Genomic DNA, 24,892 nt, shown 5'->3' on the forward strand with positions numbered 1-24,892 from the left:
CTATGAGTTTCTCATAGGCACGGCTGCGCATCTTCTCCAAAGACAATGCGTGTTGGAGGTTCACTATCTTCTGGCGCAATATCTCATTGTCTGTCAAATTCGTTTCTTTATGAGCCATACGATACCTCTGGATTACTTCCGAGGGCAAAGATAACGATTTTGAATCAACGGGCCAACGTTTCAGCCATTGGAACATTGAACCACTAGACACATTCCACTTACGCAATATGGACGCTTGAGAAGCACCGCTAGAATAATAATCGATTAACACTTGCAGCTTGAACGAATACGAAAATTCGCGCGGGGTTTTACGTTTTGTCATAATTTCTTACTTTTTTTATAGTCAGAATTGTGACAAGCTAAATCCGTATAAGACAGGTTGAAAATCAGGAGATTACAAATCCGTTTATATTCTCGTTTTTGTCATCCTTTTTCATCTTAAATTCTCGAATTAAAAGCGGACTTCTTTTTCCCGAAAAACAACGTCATGCTTCCTTTCCCGATTTTATTTTTCTGCATATTTTTAAGACTTTTATGTTATAAAGAAACAAAATCTAAAATCTCATCGTAGCAACGCAAAATAATGTAAGTTGCTTATACTTAAACGATTCCGAAGTAAACGCACTCCACACGATACCCCCCAAAAGTCATTTTTTTTGTTTTTCTCAAAATATTTCTTGATATTTTTTTGGTTAATTTGTACCAAATTATTATTTTTGTAGCGACATTTACGAGTAAAAAGAATTAGATTCATAACATAACTAACAAATAATAAGGTAAAAAAGCAGAAACGTCTGCCATTAAAAGACCAACTTTGGGAATCCCAACGAAGCGGGTTCGTCAGCGCACCGGTTGGAAATCAACTCAAAAGGTAACAAAACTATTCATGGAAAAACAGATGCGCTGTTGTTTTTTCCGTGGATGACTCAAATCAAATCTCATAATGAAAAAAACTAACTTATCTTTTTCAAGAGTTTGGTTGCCATTGGTGGCAGCTTTGGTTTTAGGGAGTTGTTCGAATTACGATGAAGAGTGGGAGAAAGACGACCCCGCCCCCGACAACTCTTTCTCGTTCAGTAATTACAAACTTGGTGAGGGAATGGTGCGCTCAGGCGTAACTTCTCCCAATCTTCCCAATGTTCCGGGAGGCGAATCCAGTACGTACGACTTCGAAAACGGCATACCGGGGATTAAGATTACCCGCACCACCTATCATCAGTCGGGCACGGCTTACAACGAGTTCATGATTTTCAACCCTGCCTCCACCTCCATCTATCCCGGTCATGTGTTCGTGGGAGGTAGTGTTACCAGCGGCGAGTACACTCCCGTGAAGGGACAGAAAATCGTTCCCATCACCATTTCCAACACACTTGTACCGCTCGCTGCCGGTACGTTGCAGTCGCGTCCGCTGGTTGATGTGTCGTGGAGCTCTTATCAGGACATTTTGAAGGATTGGCTTTCTTATGGTGCGCAAGATGCGGGTGCCATGACAGAGTATGAATATCATCAGGTAACACTCGACAAGTCGGGGTCCGTTCATCTTTCAGGCTCGATAGGTTCAACCGCAAAGCTCACTTGGGATTTGAGCAACTCATGGCAGCGCAACAAAACCCATGTGCTGCTGAAGTTCATCCAAAAAGTATATAGCGTCTCCATGGATATGCCGGAGGGCTGTATCCTCGCTAATGCGCCCGAAGTGGCAAAAAACTTTAAGGGAACCGTTCCCGTTTATGTCAGCGACGTTTATTACGGACGTATCGCTTACATGCTTGTTTCCAGCAATTACAGCTATGACGAGGTAACAGCGGCACTCGGTTTGCTTCTCCCTGACTGGGCTAACCTCAATGTTTCCTTGCAAACACAGTATAAGAAAGTGCTTGACGAGTCAGCATTGCACCTGCTCTGCATCGGCGGAAAAACCGAGCAGCACGGTCGATTGGCAGACGGTGGTTGGGAAGGTTTCCGCAAGAGTCTCGCCGAACCAATGCCCATTTCCACGGCATGCCCCATCTCTTACACCTTGCGCTATGTGGATGACAATTCCGTAGCTCAAGTGCTTACCACTGACCGTTTCCCGATTATATCTTCCGTATTCGTTCCCGAATGTAATCAGATATCGTTCCGCATCACACCTACTGCTCTGGAGGCTGCCGCAGGAGCAAAACCCGACCTCTGCGTTTGGGGAAATGCCACAATGAAACTGCCTAACGGTCAGAAAGTAACATTGTTCAACACACCATTCTCTGATTATTACAAGATGAATGGTCCGAATATTTATACGCAGATAGATGCTCCTTCCACCACCATCACTTTGGACAGAAACGGCATGGATATGGAGACATTCCTAAATCAACAAGTAGAGATTACCGCATCGCTCGGCAATACCGTCGCGGCAGGTACGACAAAAGGCGACGACCTCGGTACGGAGACAGTTACCAAGTCGCTTAAAGACCTTATTTTCGCGGCCAAAGACTATCAGTTTGGAATACAGACCCGACGCAAGATAGCAACCGATTTCCATGGTTCCATCGTCTTTGACATCAGTTACGCCACGAAATAGCTTCACGCTATTCGAAGAAGTAATCTGAACGCAAGAACTTTCACTATTTCGAGAAGCGGAGTTAGCGCAACTCTGCTTCCGATTCAACCTTATTCTTCTTAATAATAAAACTCAAAACGATGAAAAAATTAACTAATCTTTTCTATGTGGTCGTTCTCAGCTGCTTATTTATTCTTGCCGGCTGTCAGACCGATGACATTCAGCCTGCCAACACGAGTAATGAAAGTAACTTCGTCCCGGCAAACGAAGCATTGGAAATAGCAGGCGAGTTCCTAACCAAGAACAGCGATGTGGCAAAGGTAAAGACCAGAGCCGGCGGTTTGCCCGAACTCAAAATCGTATATACCGATGCAATTTCCGGTACTCGTTCGGATGCCAATCAGCAACCTACTTATTACGTAATCAACTATGGCGATGAGGGATATGTACTCGTTTCCGCATCGAAAGGAACTTATCCCGTGTTGGGTTATTCCACCGAAGGCAAGTTCGATCCTGACAAAATACCTTCCAACATGAAAGACCTGTTGAACGGATATGCCAAGGAAATACGCTTTGCCAACGCACACGTGAAAATCGACAATCAAATAAAGCAGATGCGCAGCTCTGCCATCGCGGGCACTTACAGCGTCATGAACGCACAAACTGCCGTCCGCCCTTTACTGGCTGATATCCATTGGAATCAGGCTCCTTATTATAACGCCTATTGTCCGTACAATTGTCCGGTGGGATGTGTGGCTACGGCAACTTCACAAATCATGCGTTTCTATGAATATCCATCACGTGGTACGGGCTATCACTCCTATAATTCAAGCTATGGAACATTGTCGTTTAATTACAACTATGACTTAAATTGGAACAATATGCCAAAGTCCGTTCTCCGCGGTCCGAACGATGACGTGGCAAGTTTCTGCTATGGTGTAGCAGTAGGTCTGAACATGGGCTTCTCTCCTTCGGGTAGCGGAACCTATCAGCAGCAAGTGCCCGCCATGCTAAAGGAATATTACTCTTATCCGGCAGCCGTTACAAGTCTGGAACGCTCCGATTATTCCACCACACAGTGGGAAAGCATCGTCCGCAACGAACTTGACAATGGCAGACCCGTACAATATGCCGGTAGTGGTAATGGTGGCGGACACTCTTTTGTGTGCGATGGCTACAGCTCCAATGGGTATTTCCACATCAATTGGGGATGGGGCGGCTATTCCGATGGGTATTTCCTGCTCAATGCGCTTGACCCAAGCGGATTGGGTATCGGCGGTGGTTCGGGAGGCTTCAACTATTGGCAGACCATTGTCGTGAACTTCGCACCTCCGGGATACAATGGTGGTGATGACGGTGAAGACCCAACACCCGATCCCAAACCGGCGGATGATTATGCTCCATCTTTCTCCGATTATTTTAACTCGACCTACATCTATTATGTAAGCATCGGAAACATGGAAAACTATAGCAACGCTTCATCCTATACCTTCTTTAAGGACAAGAAGACAGAGCTTGAGGCAGGCGGAAGCTATTACATAACCTTAATGCCACGCTTCTCCAACGGGACATATCCCATGTATTGGTGTGTTTGGGTGGACTTCAACGGCAACAAGATATTCGAGGATAACGAGCGAGTGTTGGCTCAATACATGAATTCCGCAAACTATTTCTATCGTATGTTTAAGGTTCCGGCTAATGCCGTCAAAGGTGAGACACGCGTTCGCGTAAGTGCGAAGTGGGGCAGCTATCCCAAACCGGACGAGCACTTTACCTATGGTGAGGTGGAAGACTACACGGCAGTCATCACACAGCCGTCATCGCCGGCACCGAAGCCTGACCCTGACCCCGATCCGAAGCCGAATCCTGACCCGAAACCGGATCCGAAACCGGATCCGACACCAAATCCCGGAAACTATTGCTCTATAGCCGCAGCCAACTACTCGGCAGCCTACATCAGTCAGGTGAGTCTTAGCACCATGACCAAGACCTCGGGGGCATCTCCCTATAGCAATTTCACATCGAATATTGCTTACAGCAGTCCGGGATATTCTTTCCAATACACGCTCAAACCGGGCTTCAGCGGTTCCAATTCAAGAAGGATGTACTGGCGAGTTTATGTGGATTTCAACAACGACGGCATTTTCTCTGCATCGGAGAAGAAAGTGGAACGCTACTCTTACTTTGCATTCTCCGGATACATTCTCGTACCTGCAAACACCCCCAAAGGCAACTATCGCATTCGTGTCATAGCCAGTCCCGATGGATATCAAGACCCATGCGGAAACTTTGCTAACGGAGAAGTGGAAGATTATACGCTACAGGTGAGATAAATCATAGCCAATTAAGGTAATGCCTCAGAAGGATTACCGCTTTGCGATAAGCACACAGCAACTGAGTTTTGGTTGGCTGTGTGCTTTTGGCCTTTTCGCAACTCCGTTTCCATTGCAAAATTGTGAATTGGATGGGCCGTTCATGCTTTGCCGTTTATCTTTTCCATGCCCATCCCGACTTCTATCAGCAAGTGTTTTATCCCATCGTTAGGCAATTGTTCATGACTGCCTCTGGGTTCCAATTGCTTTTTCATACGGTCGTCCTTGTCACGGTCTTATATCTCATGCCCATCCTCATCGACCAGCTCAGGATTCGCATGTGGGGTTTATTCTCCCGCTTATTCTTGGGTAAATAAACGAAATTTGCTATCTTTGCTCTCACGAAATCCGAACAATTAATGATTGCCTATGAAACCATGGTTTGTAGTTTTTGTTTTCATGATTCTCTTGTCCTCCGCTGTTCTATCAAGTATTGATAGGTATAATTATACCGAACAGACGATTATCAATGACATGAATCAGGCATTGGAACAAACATTGTCTGCTAAGCGAGAGGCATGGATTACGCCCGACACCATCAACGATTACAGGCGAAACCTGAAGATTGATGCATTGCGGGCCGAGTCATTCCTTTCCTATGCGCAGCCGAACGCTCCGAAAGCGCTGTGCAGCAAAAGGATAAAATGGAGGGGAAAGGACAGGGAAGTAGCTTTTCAGAGCTACGCTACCTGTTCTTTTGCTACCGTCTGGGGATTGTCTGACCAACGTATTCCCTACCTTTTGATATGCCTCTCCTCCTTGTGGCTGCTTGTTTCTCTCAAGATTGTCAGACGTAAGAAAGCAGGGATGACAGTGTTCGGCGAATTGGTCTATTCACAATCATCGGCACAGTTCTATGACTCGCACGATAATCCCATACCATTGACGCCTTTGCAGTCGGAGTTGATGCGGTTGTTCCTGTCCAACGACCAGCATACGGTGTCAAAAAAGGAAATCTGCGATCGTTTATGGCCCAAGAAACCCGATGCCAGTGACACCCTTTACACACTCATCAGGCGAATAAGGCCTGTGATTGAAGAGCGGGGCAAGGTGAAAATAGTCAACGAAAGAGGAAAAGAATACCGGTTAGAGAAGATGGATTAAAAGCGTATTTGTAACCATCTGATATTCAGACGCATAACCTTTAACTTCCAAAAGGTCACCTTTTACCCTTCGATAGATGACCTTTTACATTGCGATAGGTGACCTTTTGCGGTGCGAAAGCTAAGCCTTTTGAATTTCACAGTGAAATTATCGCTCCGACAAAGGCTGTTCGTCACGGCTGTGCGATGTGGAATCATCCCCAATTGTTCATTCCACTGCGATTTCTCTATTCGCTGATAAGCAAATCGTTTCCTAACCGATTTCATTCGTTTGCCAGCATTTTCTCTGTCGTTCCCTTTCGCCTTAGTCTGCCATGTCTTCAATAGAACGGCAAGCAAGCTGATCGGTAATCAAACAAAAACACTACATACTCTTACGAACCGATTTTGAAAAATGAGCGAAAAAGTCTGAAGTAAGGTCCCGACTGGACATTGTCAGACAGTTGTCAGACAGTTTTCGGGCAACTTTTGAAGTTCTTCGGCTATCTTTGCCGCAACTAATCAAAATGTCAAAGATGAAGAAAAGTATTATTTTAGTATTGATGTTTGTTGCGGTGACAGGCGCAAGAGCTCAGGACGAGCGCACGACGGCAGCGGATAGTCTGGTCGGTGATGTGGCGGAAAAGGTCGTTGAACTGGGCGAGGTTACCGTTGAGCATGCGAGAGTTGTCGAAAAGGCAGACGGAAAGCTCATTATCCCTTCGTTGTCGCAACGCAACTCCACCACCAATGGCTACGACCTGCTTTCAAAACTGAATCTACCGAGAATAAGAGTAGATGAGGTTATGCGAACCGTCACTGCGTTGGGGAATGAGGGAGCTGTGCAAATAAGGATTAATGGCATCGTAGCCACCAAGGAAGACCTGATTGGGCTATCTCCGAAACTTGTGAAAAACATCGATTTCATCGACAATCCAGGTGTTAGATATGGGAAAGAGACGGGTGTTGTCATCGATATCCGGACTTATCGGCATGATAGTGGAGGGGTGGTTGGTGCAGACCTTTCCAACAGTTTCACGGCTTGGAATGGCAATAACTCTGTTTTTGCGAGGGTTAATCATGGAAAATCGGAATGGGGGATCAACTACAACCTTACCTATTGTGATTTCAAGGGTGCGAAACTGACAGAAATCGCCAATTATCTGTTGAATGACGGTTCTGTCTATCATATAGAAAGAGCGACCTTAGCCTCGCGGAATAGAACATTCGACCACACATTGCAATTGAAATACAGTCTTGCCGACTCTACGAGCTATGTCTTTCAAGTATCGTTGTCGGCCAATCTCAACAAAATACCTAATGACGACGAAAGGCAAAGCATTGTGGACGGACTCCAAAAAATGATGGCCACCCGACGGAACAGTTCAAACAGCAACTCGCCGGTTCTGGATCTGTACTTCTATCACAGGCTGGGTGAACATCAGAGCTTGACGACGAATGTCGTCGGGACAGGAATCACGACCGAGAATGACAGCTATCAGGATGAGGGAGTACCCTACTCCTACAACGTGGATGGGCGGACATGGTCGCTTCACTCCGAGGCGATCTATGAAAACAGGCTTAAACCGTTCACAATTACCATGGGGCTCGCACATGGCATCAAATACACGAGGAATGAATACAAGGGCGACGTGCAGTCGTTGAATCAAATGCACAACCATGATCTTTATCTTTTCAGCGAGGTAAAAGGAATGAGCGGCAAGTTGTCGTACGTTGCTGGGCTTGGCGTTACGAATCAACGGTACAGACAATCGGCCGACAAATTCAATTATTGGCTTTTCCGTCCCAAACTTACGCTCAGCTACCACTTGGCAGCCCCTTTGAGCCTGCGATACTCTTTTGAGATCTACGAGCACGTTTCCAAAATTGCCATGATCAGCAATACGATGATTCGCGAGAATAGCAGAGAGTGGCGGGTGGGCAATCCCAACATCGAACCGAACAAAGTGGTGGAGCAAACCTTGTCGTTGAGCTACAATAAGCCCCGGTTTACCAACACATTCGACATCGCTTATCGAAATAACAGTCATCCCAACATGTCTAAATATATCCGGACTGCCGATAACCAGTTCCATTATCTCCAAGCTAACCAAAAGCGGATAGAGATGTTCTACCTTCAGAATGCGATGAGCTGCGACATCATTCCCGACAAACTGACTTGCACTTTGACAGGGGGCGTTTTCCGGTTCCTGAATAAAGGTGATGAATACAAGCACTATCTTACGAGCGCTTTCGTCTCTGGCAGTTTGAATGCCTATCTGGGGCGGTGGGTTATCAGTGCTTATGCCGACAATGGATGGAAGTTTGTGGAGGGAGAGACACAGGCCCACCACGGCAGTTATGTGTTTTTGAAGGGTGCTTACAGAGTGGGAAACCTGATTTTGTCGCTTTATTGGCAAAATCCGCTCATCTCCCATCCGCGATTGGAAGAGAGTGCGATACTCAATCGATTCGTTTCTAAAAAACAGTTGTTCAGGGGAAACGACAACGGTAATCTCTTAAATCTCAGTGTTTCGTGGAAATTCGAATACGGACGCAGATACCGCGACGTACAAAAGAAGCTCGGACACAGAGATACGCAGACTGGAATCATGTAGAAAGTTGAGGCTCTGCGGACCGTTTCTCTGCCGACAAGTCGAAATCTTCCAGCCAATCATTCCGCATAGGTGGGGGAGTTAGCGTGCAACTGGCGCTTTCGGGTTGTTGTTACACGCTTTCAGCCTTCCGTTGACAAATAAAACTCCCTTGAATATCTTGCAATTCAGGGGAGTTACAGTAAGACTGTGTTAGCTTTTGACCTATCAGATGGTGATGCTTACGCCACCATACCACGTTGCTCCATATACCGGAGCATACATGAATGCTGCGTCGTCGCCATGCTTTTCGTCTTGAACGTAGCTGAAGATATTCTTGCCTCCAACGTAGAAATTGAACGAACCGACGCGCTTTGCCACACGGCAGTTGAAGAGCATGAAAGTGTTTGTCTTCTTGATTTTTGATTTTTCAGGTGCATCTTCAGAGTTATAGTCTATAAACATCTTGCCTTGGAGCGAGCCAGTGAGCGAGAACGACCATGTGCCCGGTGTGTAATCTAAATCAATATCGGCAGTCATGGCTGGGAAACGGGAGATGTTCTTGCTGTCCTTGGCATACTTCAGACGGTCGGGATTGGCCTTAACTTCCTCGCTTTGTGGGTCAGACCATTCGGGACGCTCATGTTTGAACTTGCCTTGGTTGAAGGTCCAGCTCATGCCAGCAGAGAAATCCTTGAAGAGAGTTGCCTTGGCGCTGAGTTCTATACCTTGAACGAAGGCGTCATCAACGTTCTCCCATTGATAGGTGTAGCCCAATCTCTTCACTTCTTCACTGGCAGGAGCGAACTGTATCTTGTCTTTCAAGTCTGTTCGGAAAACGTTCAGGCTCAATTGGTAATTTTTACCATAGTAATCAGCCGACAGATTGTAGCTGACAGAGTGCTCACCGTTCAGACTGGATGACTTCCAGACACGTGGAGAGCCAGAACAGAGGTGCAGATCCTCAGAGAATCCGTAAGGAGCGCGGAAGCCTGTGCCGAAGTTTGCACGCAAAACCAATGATGGGTTCACCTCGTATTTGATGGCTAATCTTGGATTGAAGCTTGTCTTATCGAACTTAGTCTTTGGGAAAGTTCCATCGAAGACTGTCTTGCTTGATGTGTATTCCTCGCCCGAATGGTGGGTGTCGAGGCGTAGTCCAGGAACAACCGTCAGGTTAGGCAGGATGTTCCATTCGTCTTGGATGAACACTCCCACTTCGTTGGCATGCTTTTTACCGATTGATGTGTAAGCCTCGCCATAATAAGTGCTTGTGTTGTCGTCTATGCAATAGAGCCCTGTCTCGTTCAGTTTTGTGAAATAGCCCTGTACTCCAGCAAGCAATGTGTGATTGCCGATGATGCTTGTGAATGTCGCAGATGGCGTAAAGGTGTTCTCTTTGGCAATATAGGGACGCATGTCCTCAACATTGGGGCTTGCTCCGTCGTGCGATGCCTGATAGCTACCGAGGAATGTGTCGTTGGTAGCGTTGCGTTTGTGGTGAACATAGGCAGCTGCGAGGTTGAATTCGGAGTGCGCTCCGATGGGCAATGTATAGGCCAAGTCGGCTGTAAGACGGTTGGTCTTGATGTTTTCCGTGCCTGCCGAAAACGGGTTCAGGTAGAGGTCGTTGGTCATTGTGCCACCGTATCGCTGCTCGTCGAGCGCCTTTCCACGAATGATGAGTTTGTCGTTCTTCGTGAATGGGTTAAAAATGTAGAGGCTGCGTCCGACGTTATTCATCAAACTATATACTCGGTCGGAAATGCCATCTTTATGTTTCACCTCTTTGCGGACGAGACCTTCGCTGGTCTGATCAACCGCATCCATCTGCGTTCGCTGAGCCGTTACCATCAGACCGATGTTCTTGAAGCGCATCGAACCTGTTCCTTTGTAGTTCTTGTAGCCCCAGTTTCCAAACTGTGCATCAGCGTTGATGTAAGGTTCGAAGGTCGGTTCCTTGGAGATAATGTTGATGGCACCCGCAACGGCGCTGCTTCCGTACAGTGCCGAGCCAGCGCCTTTCACTACTTCCATGCGATCAATATCGTTCGTTCCTATCTGTTGCAGTCCATAAACCCCTGCAAGACCTGAATAAACAGGCTGTCCGTCGAGCAGAACCTGTGTGTGCTCGGCACCCAGTCCCTGCATTCGCACCATGGAGAAATTGCAAAACTGGCATTGTTGTTCCACTCTGATGCCCGGAACTCCCTCCAAAGCCTCAAAAAGATTTTGCGCGTTCCTGCGTTTCAGGGCATTCGAGGTGAGCACTTCCGTCCGAATGGGCACATCTTTTATGAAATGCGATGTGCGTGTGCCTGTTACAACCACTTGACTCAATTCCAAAGCGTCTTTGTCCAATTGGAAATACACTTCCGTTCCCTTTCCGCTCTGCGCAGTAATCTCGATTTCTTGTTCTTGATACCCATCAAGATTGGCAACGACAATCAGTCTGCCTATGGGCAAATCCGCCATCTTGAAATGCCCGAAGCGTCGCATTTCGTTTGCAGATTGGTTCCTTTCACGCTAATGGTGGCGTAAGGCAGATGCACTTTGGTTTCCTTTGCTTTCACGTCGCCGAACAGCATGGCATCCGTCTTCTGAGCCATCGAATTCATGGCGCACAATGCTGCGGCAAATAAGATTAGTATTTTCTTCATTATTCTAAATTTAGTTCGGTGCAAAGGTATCTACTTACGCGTTACTCCACAATAGTCATTATCGGGTAAAAAAAAAGTTTCGGAAAGGTATGGAGTAACGATTGAAGATGAATAAAAATACTTAATTTTCGGTAAATTCCTTGCTCTGACGGCGCGATATATCATACAGGTTAATCGTATAATGGTTTTCCATCATAATTTTCCTCTATAAAGTCTGAAATAAATTTCTGCCAAAATAACTAAAACAGCCGTTTTTCAGGACAATTTCACATGACAGATTCATACAGATTCCTTTCCGAATTTGCATAAATCATAATGAAACTTTCCTTTTCGAGCTTAGTGTTCACACCGAGTTCCATAGTCGTCCATGTCGTTGGTTAGCTTGCCCGGCTTACGCACGTTCTCGTTATCAAGGTCGCAGATGCGCCGGTCGTACTGCCACAACTGCTGTATGCGCTCCGGTGGAACAAAGCTCACGCGAACCAGCTCCTTGAACATACACTCGTGCTTTTCATCCCCACCCCCCATACGTGATATTTGAGCATCAAATCACGTATTTAGAACTAAGAATTTATGTTGGTCTTGACACTTTTTATCGTCAAAAAGAAATGCGATTCGGGAATTTATTTCCCATTTTTTATTCCCACCGGCTTATATATCGCGATTTTTATGTAAATTTGCAGTTTAATACAAGTGGTATCAACAGACTTCCCGATGAAGAAGATGCTCAACAATATTGCCTACGGATTGGCTTACGGCTTCTGGTTTCTGATGTCGTTGCTGCCATTCCGCATCCTCTATCTCATCTCCGATTTCCTTTATTTGATTGTAGCGCGAGTGATGAAATACCGATACGAAATTATATGGAAAAATCTCCGTGAGAGTTTTCCGGAAAAAAGCGATATGGAGATTCGGAAAATCCAGCGCGAATTCTATCGATGGTTCTGCGATTATGTGGTGGAAACCGTCAAACTCATGACCATGTCGCGGAAAACACTGCAAAAACGCATGAAGTTTACGGGCATGGAGCAGTGCATCAAGGTGTTCCAAGAGGGTGGCTCTTGTGCCGTCTATCTCGGTCATTATTGTAATTGGGAATGGATTTCCACACTTCCCATTTGGCTTTCCACCGAAGTGAAGTGTTGCCAGCTCTATCATCCATTGGAAAACAAATGCTTCGACCGGTTGTTCAAGGTCGTTCGCGAACGTCAGAAAGCCGTCTGCATTCCCATGCAAGAGTCATTAAGAAAGATCTTGGGATTCAAACGCGATGGAAACCCCATGGCAGTGGGCTACATTGCCGACCAAGCTCCATTGTGGTGGAACATCCATCATTGGGTAGATTTTCTACATCACGACACCCCCGTGCTCACAGGGACGGAGCGAATAGTGAAGCATGCTGACCAAGCATGTTTTTATGGCTGGCTCACCCGACCAAAAAGGGGCTATTACGTTTGCGAGATGAAGCTGATAACGCTCACCCCGAGCGAAGAGAATGAGTTCGCCATTACCGATGCTTATTTCCGATTGCTGGAGGAGAACATAAAGTATGCCCCCGCCTTTTATTTATGGAGTCATAACCGCTGGAAACGCACCCGTGAGGAATTTGAGCGTGATTGGGAAGTAGTGGACGGAAAAGTGCTGAGGAAACGAAACGATTAATCTTTTGAGAAAAATATGAAAATAACGGCAGTAGTAGTAACATACAACCGATTGGAATTGCTTAAGAAAGGCATTGACAGTCTGAGAGGGCAGCAGCGGCTCACCAACATCCTTGTGATCAATAATGGGAGTACTGACGGAACCGACAAATGGCTTGCCGAACAGACCGACTTGGACGTCATAAACCAAGAGAACGTGGGTGGTTCGGGTGGTTTTTACACAGGTATAAAAACGGCTTACGAAAGAGGTGCCGACTGGATTTGGTGTATGGACGATGATGTTTTCCCACGCGAAGATTGCTTGGAAAAGTTGCTTCGGCAAGTAGAGGCTGACGAAGCTGCCGGAGGAAATCGCCGATTGGGCATCTTGAGCCCACGAAGACTCATGGAGGGAGCCGTTTTCACGCATGAGTTTCGCAAATTCGATTTCTCCAACCCTATCGGAAGCATGCATGGGAAAAAGCTGACTGGAACAGAAACGGAAGTTACGGAGATAGTTGGTTGCGATTTTGAAGGTCCATTCATTCGTCGCGAAGTGGTGGAAGCCATCGGTTTGCCCAACAAGGATTTATTCATTTTCTGCGATGATACCGATTATTGTTTGCGTGCGCATCTCGCCGGTTTCAAGTTGCTTTATGTCCCAGACGCCTTGATGGATAAACACAAGTTTTTCTCAAACGACTCGTGGGCAGAAAGGAATAAAAAGAAGAAGTGGAAGCGTTATTATCAAGTGCGCAACGAAGCTTACATGAATCATCATTATGGAAAAAACGTGGGTGTTCGTTATCTTAGAAGTTGGTTGGGAGGCATGGGATATGTCATTCCGGCGTTGCTGACAATGCCTTTCTCCAAAGCTTGGGAACCCAAAGACCTCATGATGCTACATCGCGCTTATTATGACGGAATAGCCGAAAAACTCGGAAAAAGATAACCACAGCGTATGCAGAAGCTTGTAAAAGTAGTGATCCCAATTTATCGGTCCGCGCTGAAGAATTATGAGCGGGCGGCTTTGGACAACAACCTAAGGTTGCTGAAAGATTTCCCGATAACATTCTTAAAACCTGAAGGTGTGGATATGAGAGCGTTGAAGGAAGCATATCCTCAGGTGAGCATGACAAATGTAAGCGATGAGTGGCTGGGCACAAAGCGAGGCATACAAGGATATAACGAAATGATGATGTCGGAGAAGTTTTACGACCTCTTTTCCGATTACGAATACATCTTTATTTGCCATATCGACGCATGGTTGTTTCGCGATGAATTGGAGATGTGGTGTCAAAAGGGCTACGACCACGTGGCGGCTCCGTGGCCCATGCGACCGCGTTACGGACGTTTCCCCCTGAAACAATATCTGCGACTGAAGTTATGGCTGAAACCAAAACGCAAAATCATCCATTGTCAAATGTTCGGACGAATAGGAAATGGAGGGCTGTCGCTCCGAAGAGTGAAGGTCTTTCGTCAGGCGTGCATTGATTTTACAGAAACCATAGCCTATTATAACAGTCAGTCGGGCGCGCTGTACAACGAAGATTTATTCTGGGCTTTAGAGCCGAAATTGCACCTTCCCTCAGTGGAAGAGGCGTTGAAATTCTCGTTCGACTTAAAACCGGAGTTGTCGTATGCGCTGAATCATCACGAATTGCCCATGGCTTGCCATGGATTTAACAAACCTGTGCGCATTAAATTTTGGAGGCAGTTCATCCCCGGACTATGAAAAAAAATAAAACAAGATAAGAATGAAGATAGTACACATCAGTATGGCAGACTTTAATGGTGCCGGACTTTGTGCTTATCGCATTTGTAAAGCGCAGAGAGCTTTGGGAATGGATAGCCGAATGGTGGTGTTAAAGAAAAAACATAAGGATGATTTTATTGAAACTTGTGGAGAAATGACTTATTTCCTACATAGCGTTCTGCGCAAGATAAAGAAATTATCGGGTATTCACGACGACCTAAATGCCTGTAGGGAATTGGGAAAGATACACAATGCCGTCTATACACTTCCTATTTCGCCAATCGATTTGACAAAAGTAAAAACCATTCGGGAAGCTGACATCATTCATCTGCATTGGGTGGGAGGTTTCTTGGATTACCGAACGTTCTTTGAAGCTTTCAAACGGAAAGTCATCGTAGTAACCATGCACGATGAAAACCTGTTGTACGGATTGGCAAACATAGAGAAGCAATGGTTGCCGGACAACCCTTTGGAACAAAAATATTATCGGTTGAAATACAAAGAGATACAAAAGGTAGATAGATTCGGAGCTGTGTTTCTCTCAAGGATGGGCTTCCGTCTTTACGGAGAGCACGAAATGCTGGCAAAAGCCAAGAAAAGAATTATCTATAACATGGTGGATAACGCTAAGTTTCGACCTTTCCCCAAGTCGGAAGCACGCAGGCGTTTGGGATTGAGCGAGAACGATAAGCTGTTCGCTTTCTGCGCTTGTAACATAAATGAGCGGAGAAAAGGTCTTGCCGAACTTTCTGAGGCGTTGCTGCACATAAACCCGGATTATAAAGTTCTCGCAATAGGAAAGAACAGGGGGGAGATAAAATGGGCAAACGTTAAGGAGCTTGGCAGAATCTCCGAACCGGAGGAAATGTCCCGGGTATTCTCTGCAGCCGACTACTTTTGCATGCCCAGTTTTAAGGAGAACTTTGCACAGGCACCACTTGAGGCTATGGCGTGCGGATTGCCGGTGATTGCCTTTCCATGCAGTGGAATGGAAGAGTTGATAACTGAAGAAAATGGGGTGAGATGTGATGATTTCACGGTAGAAGCGTTGGAAAATGGAATCCGAAAAGCAATGACAACGCAATATGATGGGACGGCGATACGCAAAGACATGATGGAGCGTTTCTCGCCCGAAAAGATAGCCGGCGAATACATCAACTTCTATGAAGAAATAATAAAAGAAAAGGCATGAGCATACTCCCGCGTAAGTTTTACTACACGTTGCATAGTGGCAAAAACTCAAAACTCGCTTATTACATCAATTCATACATCGCCATTAATCTGCCGCATGCTTATCTCTCGTTTTTATACCACAAGGAAATGAGCGCATTAGAGAGAAGAAGCGACCGGGAATACATCATGGGGCGAGTGAACTATTATAATCGGTTATCACCCGATGTGCCATTCGATAAAGAGCGGTTTCTTAACGAGTCCGTGCAACTGAAAGACCAACCTATCACCGGACAGAAGGTTTATTATCTTGACTCCTATCGCTATGCTCGCTATTTCCCAGCTTCGTTGCGCTGGAGGCTGCTGCCCGGCGATATTGTTCATGTGCCGGAAGTGCCCAGTATCACGAAAAGTCGCCCCATATCGGAAGCGAATTTCAACTCGGTGGTGATGAAACTCGACCGTGTGCGCCATTTCTTGTTCGTGAAAGACAGGAAGAAGTTTTCCGATAAAAAAGACAAAGCCATTTTTCGGGGACTTATCGGGCAAGATGGAGGTACGGACTTGAAGCGCAACCGTTATGAGTTCGTGCAACAATATTTCGGACATCCCATGTGCGATGTTGGCGTAATAGACCCACAATATCCGAAATGGAACAAGGGAAAGCTTACCATAAAAGAGCATCTTGACTATAAATTCATCATGGCTTTGGAAGGGAATGATGTGGCAAGCAACCTGAAATGGGTGATGTCGTCGAACTCCATTGCCGTCATGCCTCGTCCGACGTGTGAGACATGGTTCATGGAGGGAACGCTGAAGCCTGATTACCACTACATTGAGATTAAGCCCGACTTCTCCGATCTTGAGGAACGGCTCAATCATTACATCACCCATCCGGATGAAGCCGAAGCCATCATCGCTCATGCTCACGATTTTGTGGCACAATTCCTCGACAAACGGCGCGAAAGGCTGATCTCTTTATTGGTTTTAAGGAAGTATTTTGATTTCACCAACGCTACTTGCGCGAACTTGTAGATTTATTCTTATATACCTTTTGTCCGCAATAGCGTATCCTAAGCGCGTGGAAATGCGGATTGATAACACTTCGTTCCGGTTTGAATTCCAAGGTTTTGATTTTCATGATATCAAGGAGTGTGTGTATCATGTCATCGGTCATAAAAGGTCGATGGGCAGCTTTTTCTATCCGTTGGGTCAGTGCGGGATAAGCCACGCGGAACTTTTTCGAGGTATATATCATCATTGGAATTTCCACCATGCGTCTGTTGATGCCCAAATCGCTGTGTCCGGCAATCTTCTTATTGATTTCTTGTACGTCTTCTCCGTGGTCTGAGGCATAGACAACTATCGCGTTTTTGTTTTCAAATCGTTGAATGATGGCATTCATGATGCTGTCGTTATATCGAACTGCGGTATCATATTCCGCACGAGTTTGCCTTATCTCCTTGTTTTCTCCCGTTTCGTCTTTTGCGTCAAAGGATTTGAATGTTTCCGGATAGCGATGTCGGTAGTGTTGATGAGTTCCCAAAAGGTGCACCACGATGAAATTCTTTTTACCGCATTTCTTCAGGCATTTGTCCAGCAGTGGCAACACCGCCTCATCGTAAGGCGCGTCTATTGTTACACTACCGGAACTTCTGTAACGGGTGAATTCCTTGTCGTCGCATCGTTCGGCATAGACGCGCCCATTGTTACCATATATCCCGGAATACTCTTGGTTGGATATCCAAACCGTGTGGTAACCTGCTTCGTTTACGATACTGAACAAATCGGTATATTGAAACCAATTTCCTTTTGCTCCTTGCCTGTAGAACGTGAACAATTTGCCCAAAACTTCCATTGTGTGTGCGTTGGGACTGATGACATCGGTGAATTTAATGAGTTCGCCTTTTCTTTCGCGTTCCGACATGTAAGGTGTGGTGTTGAGTCGGTAGTCGTATATGCTCAGGTGATGGCGCGACGTGGATTCGCCCAAGATATATACCACGTATGGGATGGAGCTTTCGTCATACAATATTCGCGGGCGTGTGTTCCCACTTCTTATCATACGCTCAAAATGTTGCAGGTTTCGATAGCCGTCATATAGTTGCATGCTCGTTCGCAATACCGAGCAACACTCATAAGTAAGGCTTTTCAGAGTTTTATCTTTATGTTTGAAAACATCTTTCACGATATTCGCCATCGTGAACAACGAGGCAAACATGATACAAACGCTAATGACAGATATGGTATAGCGCAATTTCTTGAGTCGGTAAATTTGTAATATGACGATGTATAATAAGCCTGCTCCGACCAACACTGCTAAGATAATCCATTGGTTCATAAGGTTTGCCTTGGCGTAATCCCACATCTCGTCAGGTGTGGTGGCAATTAATATTTCCATGATGGCTTGGTCGGGGAATCCATCATAGAAGTAAGCGAAATAAAGGTCTGTGATGAGAAGAAACACGGAAGCTCCAACGAGAATCCTTCTTACGATACTGCGCAAGCCCAGCCACGGTATCAGCTCGGTGAGTGCCGTAACACACGATATTGTAAAGCAGATATAGAGGAAGTAATGAATAGCCCTTCCAATGGAATGGAAAAGAGTAAGTCCTGTCAGGTTCAGCAATAGCATGGTCAAGACAAAGACAAAGTTTCGATCAACGAAGTGTTTTGTTTTCTCAAATATATTTTTCAGTTTCATGTTTCTTGTAAAAACTCATTGATGCACGGAGAACTCTCCTCCTCCATAGTGCAGTAACCTTGCCTGAAGCGGTAGAAAGCAGATTTCCATTAATCGTAATCATGTGTCCAAGATATAACTTATAGTGGCTGAAGTTGCTACCGCTTGCCCTTGTGTAGGATAATTTGCGTATTATCTTGATTAGGGCGTGCAAAGGTAATGTATTTGAAAAGAGTTTCCAAATATATTCAGATATTTTTTAAATAGGTGTTCAAACAAAATAAAGTCTGCTCTCCTTCAGAGCGGATTGCAGTAATATCTTTATTGCCGATATCTCTTTCATAAAGTACTCTTGAAAGATGCTTTTCTGTTTCTTGTAATTTTGTTCGAGCTTTGACACGTTCAATCTTCGGTAATCTTTGTTCTGTCAGCCCGGCTTTTCGTGTTCGTATGGCAAAATAGGTTTGTGCAAAAGCTATTTGTTCCTTACGTGGAGCTCCATTTTCTGCAATGAGATAACAGACATATCGGGTTAATAACATGTCGTTGATTTTTCATTCGTTTATCCAAAGCTTAGCTTTCGCTTTTCAAAAGCTAAGCTTTTGGGATGCAAAAGGTAAGCTTTTACAACGCAAAAGCTAAGCTTTTAAAATGACATTCGTAAACCGCTGATTATCAGTGATATTCAGAGGCTTGAAAATTCATCTATTTTCAACCGGAAATCAATGCGCGCCCTTACTGTCATTCCACCCCAATTTGCAAGGTTCCATTGCACCAATAGACTGCGAATGTCGTCCACTCTCCTTCTTGTCTTTCCAAAAGGGTAAAAACTCCCACAAAGCAGGAGAGGAACGGACAGGATTTTTCGTAAACAGATGGTAGTGAAATTAAATCTTTTCGCCGTAGCAAAGGTCGCCGGCATCGCCGAATCCGGGCACGATATACTGGTGCTCGTTCAACCCCTCATCAATGGCGGCGCACCAAATGGTAGTAGTGCTGTCGGGGAAAGTCTTTTTAATGTGGGCGATACCTTCCGGAGCGGCTATCACGCAAGCCACATGCACATGGCGCGGAGTGCCCTTGGTGAGAATGGCCTTATACCCTAATTCCATCGAACCTCCCGTGGCAAGCATGGGGTCGGCAATGATGAGCGTCTTCCCATTGATGTCGGGCGTGGCAAGATACTCCACATGGATGCCCACCTCATGATGCGCGGCATCCTTGTATTCGCGATAAGCACTGACGAAAGCATTCCCGGCATGGTCGAAAACGTTGAGAAATCCGTTGTGGAAAGGCAACCCGGCGCGGAAAATGGTAGCGAGCACGATTTTATCGATTGGGACATTCACCTTTGAAACCCCTAAAGGGGTCTCTATTTCCTGCGCCTCATACTGGAGTCGCTTGGAGATTTCAAATGCTTCAAATTCGCCTATGCGCATGACATTGTTGCGAAACAACAACCTGTTGCGCTGATAGTTCTTGTCGCGTATTTCCGCCATATAGCGGTTGATAACGGAGTTTTGCTCTGAGAAGTTAATGATTTCCATATTTGATTTGCCTATATTAAAAATTAAAGAGATAAAACTCAAGAAATTCGCACTATTTTTTGTGAACCATAGCCTTAGCCACTTCCACCATTTAGGAAAAGCTCAAACTCTGCAAAGTTACATTTTTTTTCAAGAACTACGAAATCTAAAAACAGTTTCCGAAAATAATTTCTAAATATTTTATCCTCTTTTTCAGTTTTTCTTTTCGGGGAATGATATTTCATCGTTAATTTCCGCAATCAACAAACTTCCATCACAGAACGCTATCTTGGCGAGATGATGTTTTTAGGCTCGCGATCAATACCGAGTGGAATATTATCAGGATTATGCGAATTCGAGATAAGATAGAATTATATTCTTAATAATCAGAGCTTATTTAATTTTATAATTTATTGATTTTTGATAATAGATATACAAAAAAAAGACATATAACTAAGTTTCCAGAGAGGGCTTTTATCCTAAATTTGCATGGAAAATATAAAAAAGTGGATTAAAATTACATTTTTTTATTTTATTTTTTTACCTTTGAGGCATGAAACGTTTCAGTTACAATGGTTTTATATCAATTTAAAATTAAAAAAACATGAAAAAGTATTATTTTTTTATTTTAGTTTTTTTCTGCCTGTTTCCATTAACAAATTTCGCTCAAAAAGGCAAATCCGACATTATCCTTCAAGTTGAAGGGTGCGCATTTGGAGATATGAAACCGGAAGAACGAGCAATAGAAGGTAATTTTTATATCACCAACAGATTGTATGTAGGTACAAAACTGACAAACGCGACCATGCTGATGAAGCAGGATGACAAGCGAGAGTATTTCAAGACAAGAAGCTATGGATTGAATGTGGGGTACAGAGTGATAAAAGACAAATTGTTCAACCTCATCACAGAGGCTGGTTACAGCCTTTCCGAGAAGCATAGTGATTGGAGATATAACACTTGTCAGTTGATGTGCTATATAGAAATAGAACACCACAAAATGTTCTTTCGCCTTGGATTAGGAGGAAAACATTATGACACGCGCGGTTCCGCCCACAAGAACTACCTAAAGCCGATAGGAAGTCTTGGATTTGGCATAAGGATTTAAGCTTATGGAGATTAAAAAAGATGCGGGAAACAGGATTCTCATACATTTGAGAAAGTCTCTACTCGCGTCTTTTTTCTTCTATTCTATTCCCGTATGCGCGCTCTGCCAAAAACATATACGCAGAGGTTTCGAGGACATCGGATAGTGTTTTCCCCTGCTTTCGAAGCATTAGCCACGATGCGAGACTTACGAAGAAAACGCAAACAATTGCAAAGCAAACTTTACAAAATGATTACCGAGAAGAGGATAGATACCAAACAAACAGGATAAAAAGGCAAAAGAAAGTTTTTTTTCGAGTAGAAGTTATCTTATATATATTTTTTTTTATAACTTTGCCACAATAATTATAGTCTTATCCGTATCTTTGATTCAAACGATAGGACAGAAAGTGCTACGATTGTGGCAAAAATATGGTTTTGAGGGTATAAAGATTAAAGTAAGTAATATAAATATTTTTCAACTAAATACATTTTTAAAGTAATGGCAAAGTTTGATAAGAGCGTACTCGAAAAGTACGGTATCACAGGAACAACAGAAGTTGTTTACAATCCTTCTTATGAGGTTTTGTTCGAAGAGGAAACAAAAGAAGGTCTCGAAGGTTTTGAAAAAGGCCAGGTTTCAGAACTTGGTGCAGTAAACGTAATGACAGGTGTTTACACCGGTCGTTCACCTAAAGATAAATTCATCGTTGACGACGAGAACTCGCATGACACCGTTTGGTGGACATCCGACGAATATAAGAACGACAACAAGAAAGCATCAAAAGAGGCTTGGGCTGCCGTAAACAGCATCGCCAAGAAAGAATTGTCCAACAAGAGATTGTTCGTGGTTGATGGTTTCTGCGGTGCCAACAAGGATACCCGCATGAAGATTCGCTTCATCATGGAAGTGGCATGGCAGGCTCACTTCGTTTCCAACATGTTCATCAAGCCCATCAATCAGGAAGAGCTTGACCAAGAGCCCGACTTCATCGTTTACAATGCTTCAAAGGCTAAAGTTGAAAATTACAAGGAACTCGGCTTGAACTCTGAAACAGCAGTTGTGTTCAACGTTACAACCAAGGAGCAAGTTATCATCAACACATGGTACGGCGGTGAAATGAAGAAGGGTATGTTCTCAATGATGAACTACTACTTGCCATTGAAGGGCATCGCTTCCATGCACTGCTCTGCCAACACCGACCTCAACGGTCAGAACACTGCCATCTTCTTCGGTTTGTCAGGTACGGGTAAGACCACTCTTTCCACCGATCCGAAACGTCTGCTCATTGGCGACGATGAGCACGGATGGGACGACAACGGCGTGTTCAACTTCGAAGGTGGATGCTATGCAAAAGTAATCAACCTCGACAAGGAGTCTGAGCCCGACATCTACAACGCAATCAAACGCAACGCGCTCTTGGAGAACGTAACACTCGATGCCAACGGCAAGATAGACTTTGCTGATAAGAGCACAACCGAGAACACTCGCGTATCTTATCCCATCACCCACATTAAGAACATCGTTCGCCCCATCTCGGCAGGTCCGGCAGCAAAGCAGGTAATCTTCCTTTCAGCCGATGCCTTCGGAGTATTGCCACCGGTATCCATCTTAACACCGGAGCAGACCAAATATTACTTCCTCTCCGGCTTTACCGCTAAATTGGCAGGTACAGAACGTGGTATCACCGAGCCAACTCCAACATTCTCAGCTTGCTTCGGTCAGGCTTTCTTGGAACTTCACCCAACGAAGTACGCTGAAGAACTCGTGAAGAAAATGGAGAAGAACAACGCAAAGGCTTACCTCGTAAACACAGGTTGGAACGGTACGGGCAAACGTATCTCCATCAAGGATACACGCGGTATCATTGACGGCATCTTGAGCGGCGACATCAACAACGCACCTACCAAGACCATCCCTTACTTCAACTTCGCAGTTCCAACAAAACTCGAAGGTGTGGACACCAACATCCTTGATCCGCGCGACACATACGCCGACGCAACCCAGTGGGATGAGAAAGCAAAAGACCTCGCTGCACGCTTCCAAAAGAACTTCGTTAAGTACACCGGAAACGAGGCTGGCAAGGCTTTGGTAGCAGCCGGTCCGCAAATCTAATTCGGACAGAATAAGATTCTATCAATTATAAAACACCCTGCTCCGCAATAGGAGTAGGGCGTTTTTTCGTAAATGGGGAATCCGTACTAAACAAACTTAAAAAATGCTGTTATAAAGCATATTTTACATAATAAATGAGTAAAAAGGAGTTTATCTAAAGAATTCTAATTAAATTTGCATCCAAATTGAATAATTAGCTTTTCATGAGAAATAAGATATTTTCCCTTCTTGCGATACTAATGGGAACCTTTCTGCTCAGCTCCTGTTTGAAAGACAATAAGGAAGAGAACGAAAACATCACGACCGACGACACCGCGATAACGGCATTCTCGCTGGGCAAGTTAAAATTGGTTCGCGACAGCGTGAACAAAGCCGGCAGAGACAGCACATACATCATCGACTACGATGCTTCTTCATATAAGTTCTACATCGACCAAGCCCAAGGCCTCATTTACAACCCGGACTCGCTGCCCTATGGAACGAATGTGGCAAAGGTGTTGGCGAAAGTAACAACAAAAAAGGGCGGAAGAGTTTCCATACAGTCCGTCAAAGATTTGAGCTTAAAGTATTTCAACGAAAACGATTCCACCGATTTCTCCACCCCACGCATTTTGATAGTTACCGCGTTGAACGGAACAAGCTATCGCAATTATCGCGTAACGGTGAACGTACACAAACAGCGTGGCAACGTTTTCTCATGGTCGGCTCTTCCGAAAAACCAGGAATTAGAACTGCTGACAGACAATAAAGCCATTGCTTTCGCAGGAAAAGTCTTCGTCTTCGGACGTAAGGACAATCGCACTTATGGCTATTTCACCAATGAAGAAGACGGGATGGAATGGACAAAACTACCCGGTTCCTTCTCAGCCGATGCCTACAGAGGCGTGATTGCGCATGAAAAGCATTTGTACATCATAGACAATGGTGAGGTGAAACGCTCCGCAGATGGATTATCATGGACTGTGGTAAGCAACACCTCACTTACACAACTTGTCGCCGAAGATACAAAAAATATATACGGCATCTCCGATTCGGGGGCTCTCTACGCCTCAAACGACAATGGCGCCACGTGGAGTGCTGAAGAAACAGATGACGATATGGCGATGTTCCCAACCGCAGACTTCAGCTACATCACTCGTACACTGTCCACCAATAGATCAATTGAGTACACCACATTGGTGGGAACAACTCCCATGTTCTCGCAAGCAGTTGCATGGACAAAGCTTGTGGATAAGAAAGACGCAGTTCATTACAAATGGAGCTTCATCGATAACAACAACGCCCATTCCTATACATTACCGAAATATATCGACCTTCATGTGCTGGATTTCAACGGAAAGTTACTGGCAATGGGAGTGGAGAACAAAGTCTTCGCGCCAATGCTCGTCAGCGAAGACGGAGGCATAACATGGAAGAAATTCAATCAATTTTCACTCCCTGCCAATCTCATGGCTGCCGGTGCGTTTACAGCCGTGAGAGACAGCCACAAATTTATATGGATCATCTGCGGTGGGACAATCTGGCGCGGACGGCTCAATAGCGATGGGTGGACGAAAGACCAAACAGCATTCACGGAATGATGCCACGCCATACCATAATCAGTAAGAAACAACAGAACAATAAAATAAGAACAGCCACCTGTTGATATTTCTCTTAAGAAGTCATAAC

16 protein-coding genes and 1 pseudogene are annotated in these 24,892 nt (G+C 45.0%); 12 read left to right on the plus strand and 5 right to left on the minus strand.

The window, feature by feature from the left end; genetic code table 11:
* Positions 1–943 precede the first annotated feature (943 nt).
* The 4 genes from E0E16_RS12825 to E0E16_RS12840 all read left to right on the plus strand — a co-directional run bounded on the left by E0E16_RS12825 (position 944) and on the right by E0E16_RS12840 (position 8,611).
* Positions 944–2,560, plus strand: a complete 1,617-nt coding sequence (locus tag E0E16_RS12825) for a thiol-activated cytolysin family protein (protein WP_130830564.1) — start codon at positions 944–946, stop codon at positions 2,558–2,560.
* Between the two features lie 119 nt (positions 2,561–2,679).
* Positions 2,680–4,872, plus strand: coding sequence for a C10 family peptidase (locus E0E16_RS12830; protein WP_130830565.1), 2,193 nt, complete (start codon positions 2,680–2,682; stop codon positions 4,870–4,872).
* 408 nt (positions 4,873–5,280) lie between these two features.
* Positions 5,281–6,015, plus strand: coding sequence for a helix-turn-helix domain-containing protein (locus E0E16_RS12835; protein WP_130830566.1), 735 nt, complete (start codon positions 5,281–5,283; stop codon positions 6,013–6,015).
* A gap of 514 nt (positions 6,016–6,529) precedes the next feature.
* Complete coding sequence (locus tag E0E16_RS12840) at positions 6,530–8,611, plus strand: TonB-dependent receptor (protein WP_130830567.1); 2,082 nt, start codon at positions 6,530–6,532, stop codon at positions 8,609–8,611.
* Between the two features lie 204 nt (positions 8,612–8,815).
* Here the strand turns inward: E0E16_RS12840 and E0E16_RS12845 are convergent.
* Both E0E16_RS12845 and E0E16_RS12850 read right to left on the minus strand, forming a co-directional pair.
* Positions 8,816–11,247 (minus strand): annotated as a pseudogene (locus tag E0E16_RS12845) (TonB-dependent receptor).
* Between the two features lie 336 nt (positions 11,248–11,583).
* The gene (locus E0E16_RS12850; protein WP_240048152.1) at positions 11,584–11,745 is read right to left on the minus strand and encodes a hypothetical protein; all 162 of its coding nucleotides are present in this window, start codon (positions 11,743–11,745) and stop codon (positions 11,584–11,586) included.
* A gap of 216 nt (positions 11,746–11,961) precedes the next feature.
* Here E0E16_RS12850 and E0E16_RS12855 point away from each other — a divergent pair, with 216 nt between their 5' ends.
* From E0E16_RS12855 to E0E16_RS12875, 5 genes are read left to right on the plus strand one after another with little or no spacing between them, the layout of a single operon-like run.
* A complete protein-coding gene (locus tag E0E16_RS12855) occupies positions 11,962–12,909 on the plus strand; it encodes a lysophospholipid acyltransferase family protein (RefSeq protein ID WP_130830667.1) in 948 nt (315 codons plus the stop codon).
* 15 nt (positions 12,910–12,924) lie between these two features.
* Complete coding sequence (locus E0E16_RS12860) at positions 12,925–13,839, plus strand: glycosyltransferase family 2 protein (RefSeq protein WP_130830568.1); 915 nt, start codon at positions 12,925–12,927, stop codon at positions 13,837–13,839.
* 9 nt (positions 13,840–13,848) lie between these two features.
* On the plus strand, positions 13,849–14,622 hold the full coding sequence (locus tag E0E16_RS12865) for a DUF5672 family protein (protein ID WP_130830569.1): 774 nt from the start codon (positions 13,849–13,851) through the stop codon (positions 14,620–14,622).
* A 22-nt stretch (positions 14,623–14,644) separates the two neighbouring features.
* A complete protein-coding gene (locus tag E0E16_RS12870) occupies positions 14,645–15,835 on the plus strand; it encodes a glycosyltransferase (protein ID WP_130830570.1) in 1,191 nt (396 codons plus the stop codon).
* Complete coding sequence (locus tag E0E16_RS12875) at positions 15,832–16,848, plus strand: glycosyl transferase family 90 (RefSeq protein WP_130830571.1); 1,017 nt, start codon at positions 15,832–15,834, stop codon at positions 16,846–16,848. Before E0E16_RS12870 ends, E0E16_RS12875 begins: the two co-directional genes overlap by 4 nt.
* Here E0E16_RS12875 and E0E16_RS12880 read toward each other — a convergent pair.
* From E0E16_RS12880 to upp, 3 genes are all read right to left on the minus strand, one after another.
* Entirely contained in the window at positions 16,829–18,517 is a 1,689-nt protein-coding gene (locus tag E0E16_RS12880) for a phosphoethanolamine transferase (RefSeq protein ID WP_130830572.1), read from the minus strand. The genes E0E16_RS12875 and E0E16_RS12880 overlap by 20 nt on opposite strands.
* A gap of 227 nt (positions 18,518–18,744) precedes the next feature.
* Complete coding sequence (locus E0E16_RS12885; protein ID WP_130830573.1) at positions 18,745–19,038, minus strand: hypothetical protein; 294 nt, start codon at positions 19,036–19,038, stop codon at positions 18,745–18,747.
* A gap of 345 nt (positions 19,039–19,383) precedes the next feature.
* Positions 19,384–20,043: a uracil phosphoribosyltransferase gene (upp, locus tag E0E16_RS12890; RefSeq protein ID WP_130830574.1), complete on the minus strand. Its 660-nt coding sequence runs from the start codon at positions 20,041–20,043 to the stop codon at positions 19,384–19,386.
* A 700-nt stretch (positions 20,044–20,743) separates the two neighbouring features.
* Between upp and E0E16_RS12895 the strand changes: the two genes are divergently transcribed.
* From E0E16_RS12895 to E0E16_RS12905, 3 genes are all read left to right on the plus strand, one after another.
* Positions 20,744–21,130: a hypothetical protein gene (locus E0E16_RS12895; RefSeq protein ID WP_130830575.1), complete on the plus strand. Its 387-nt coding sequence runs from the start codon at positions 20,744–20,746 to the stop codon at positions 21,128–21,130.
* A 480-nt stretch (positions 21,131–21,610) separates the two neighbouring features.
* Positions 21,611–23,224 carry a phosphoenolpyruvate carboxykinase (ATP) gene (gene pckA, locus E0E16_RS12900; protein ID WP_130830576.1) on the plus strand — a complete coding sequence of 538 codons (1,614 nt, stop codon included), beginning with the start codon at positions 21,611–21,613 and terminating at the stop codon, positions 23,222–23,224.
* Positions 23,225–23,427: 203 nt separating this feature from the next.
* Positions 23,428–24,804: a DUF6242 domain-containing protein gene (locus E0E16_RS12905; protein ID WP_130830577.1), complete on the plus strand. Its 1,377-nt coding sequence runs from the start codon at positions 23,428–23,430 to the stop codon at positions 24,802–24,804.
* Positions 24,805–24,892 lie beyond the last annotated feature (88 nt).

Origin of the sequence: Prevotella rectalis, assembly GCF_900607215.1 — a bacterium.
Taxonomy (GTDB): Bacteria; Bacteroidota; Bacteroidia; order Bacteroidales; family Bacteroidaceae; genus Prevotella; species Prevotella brunnea.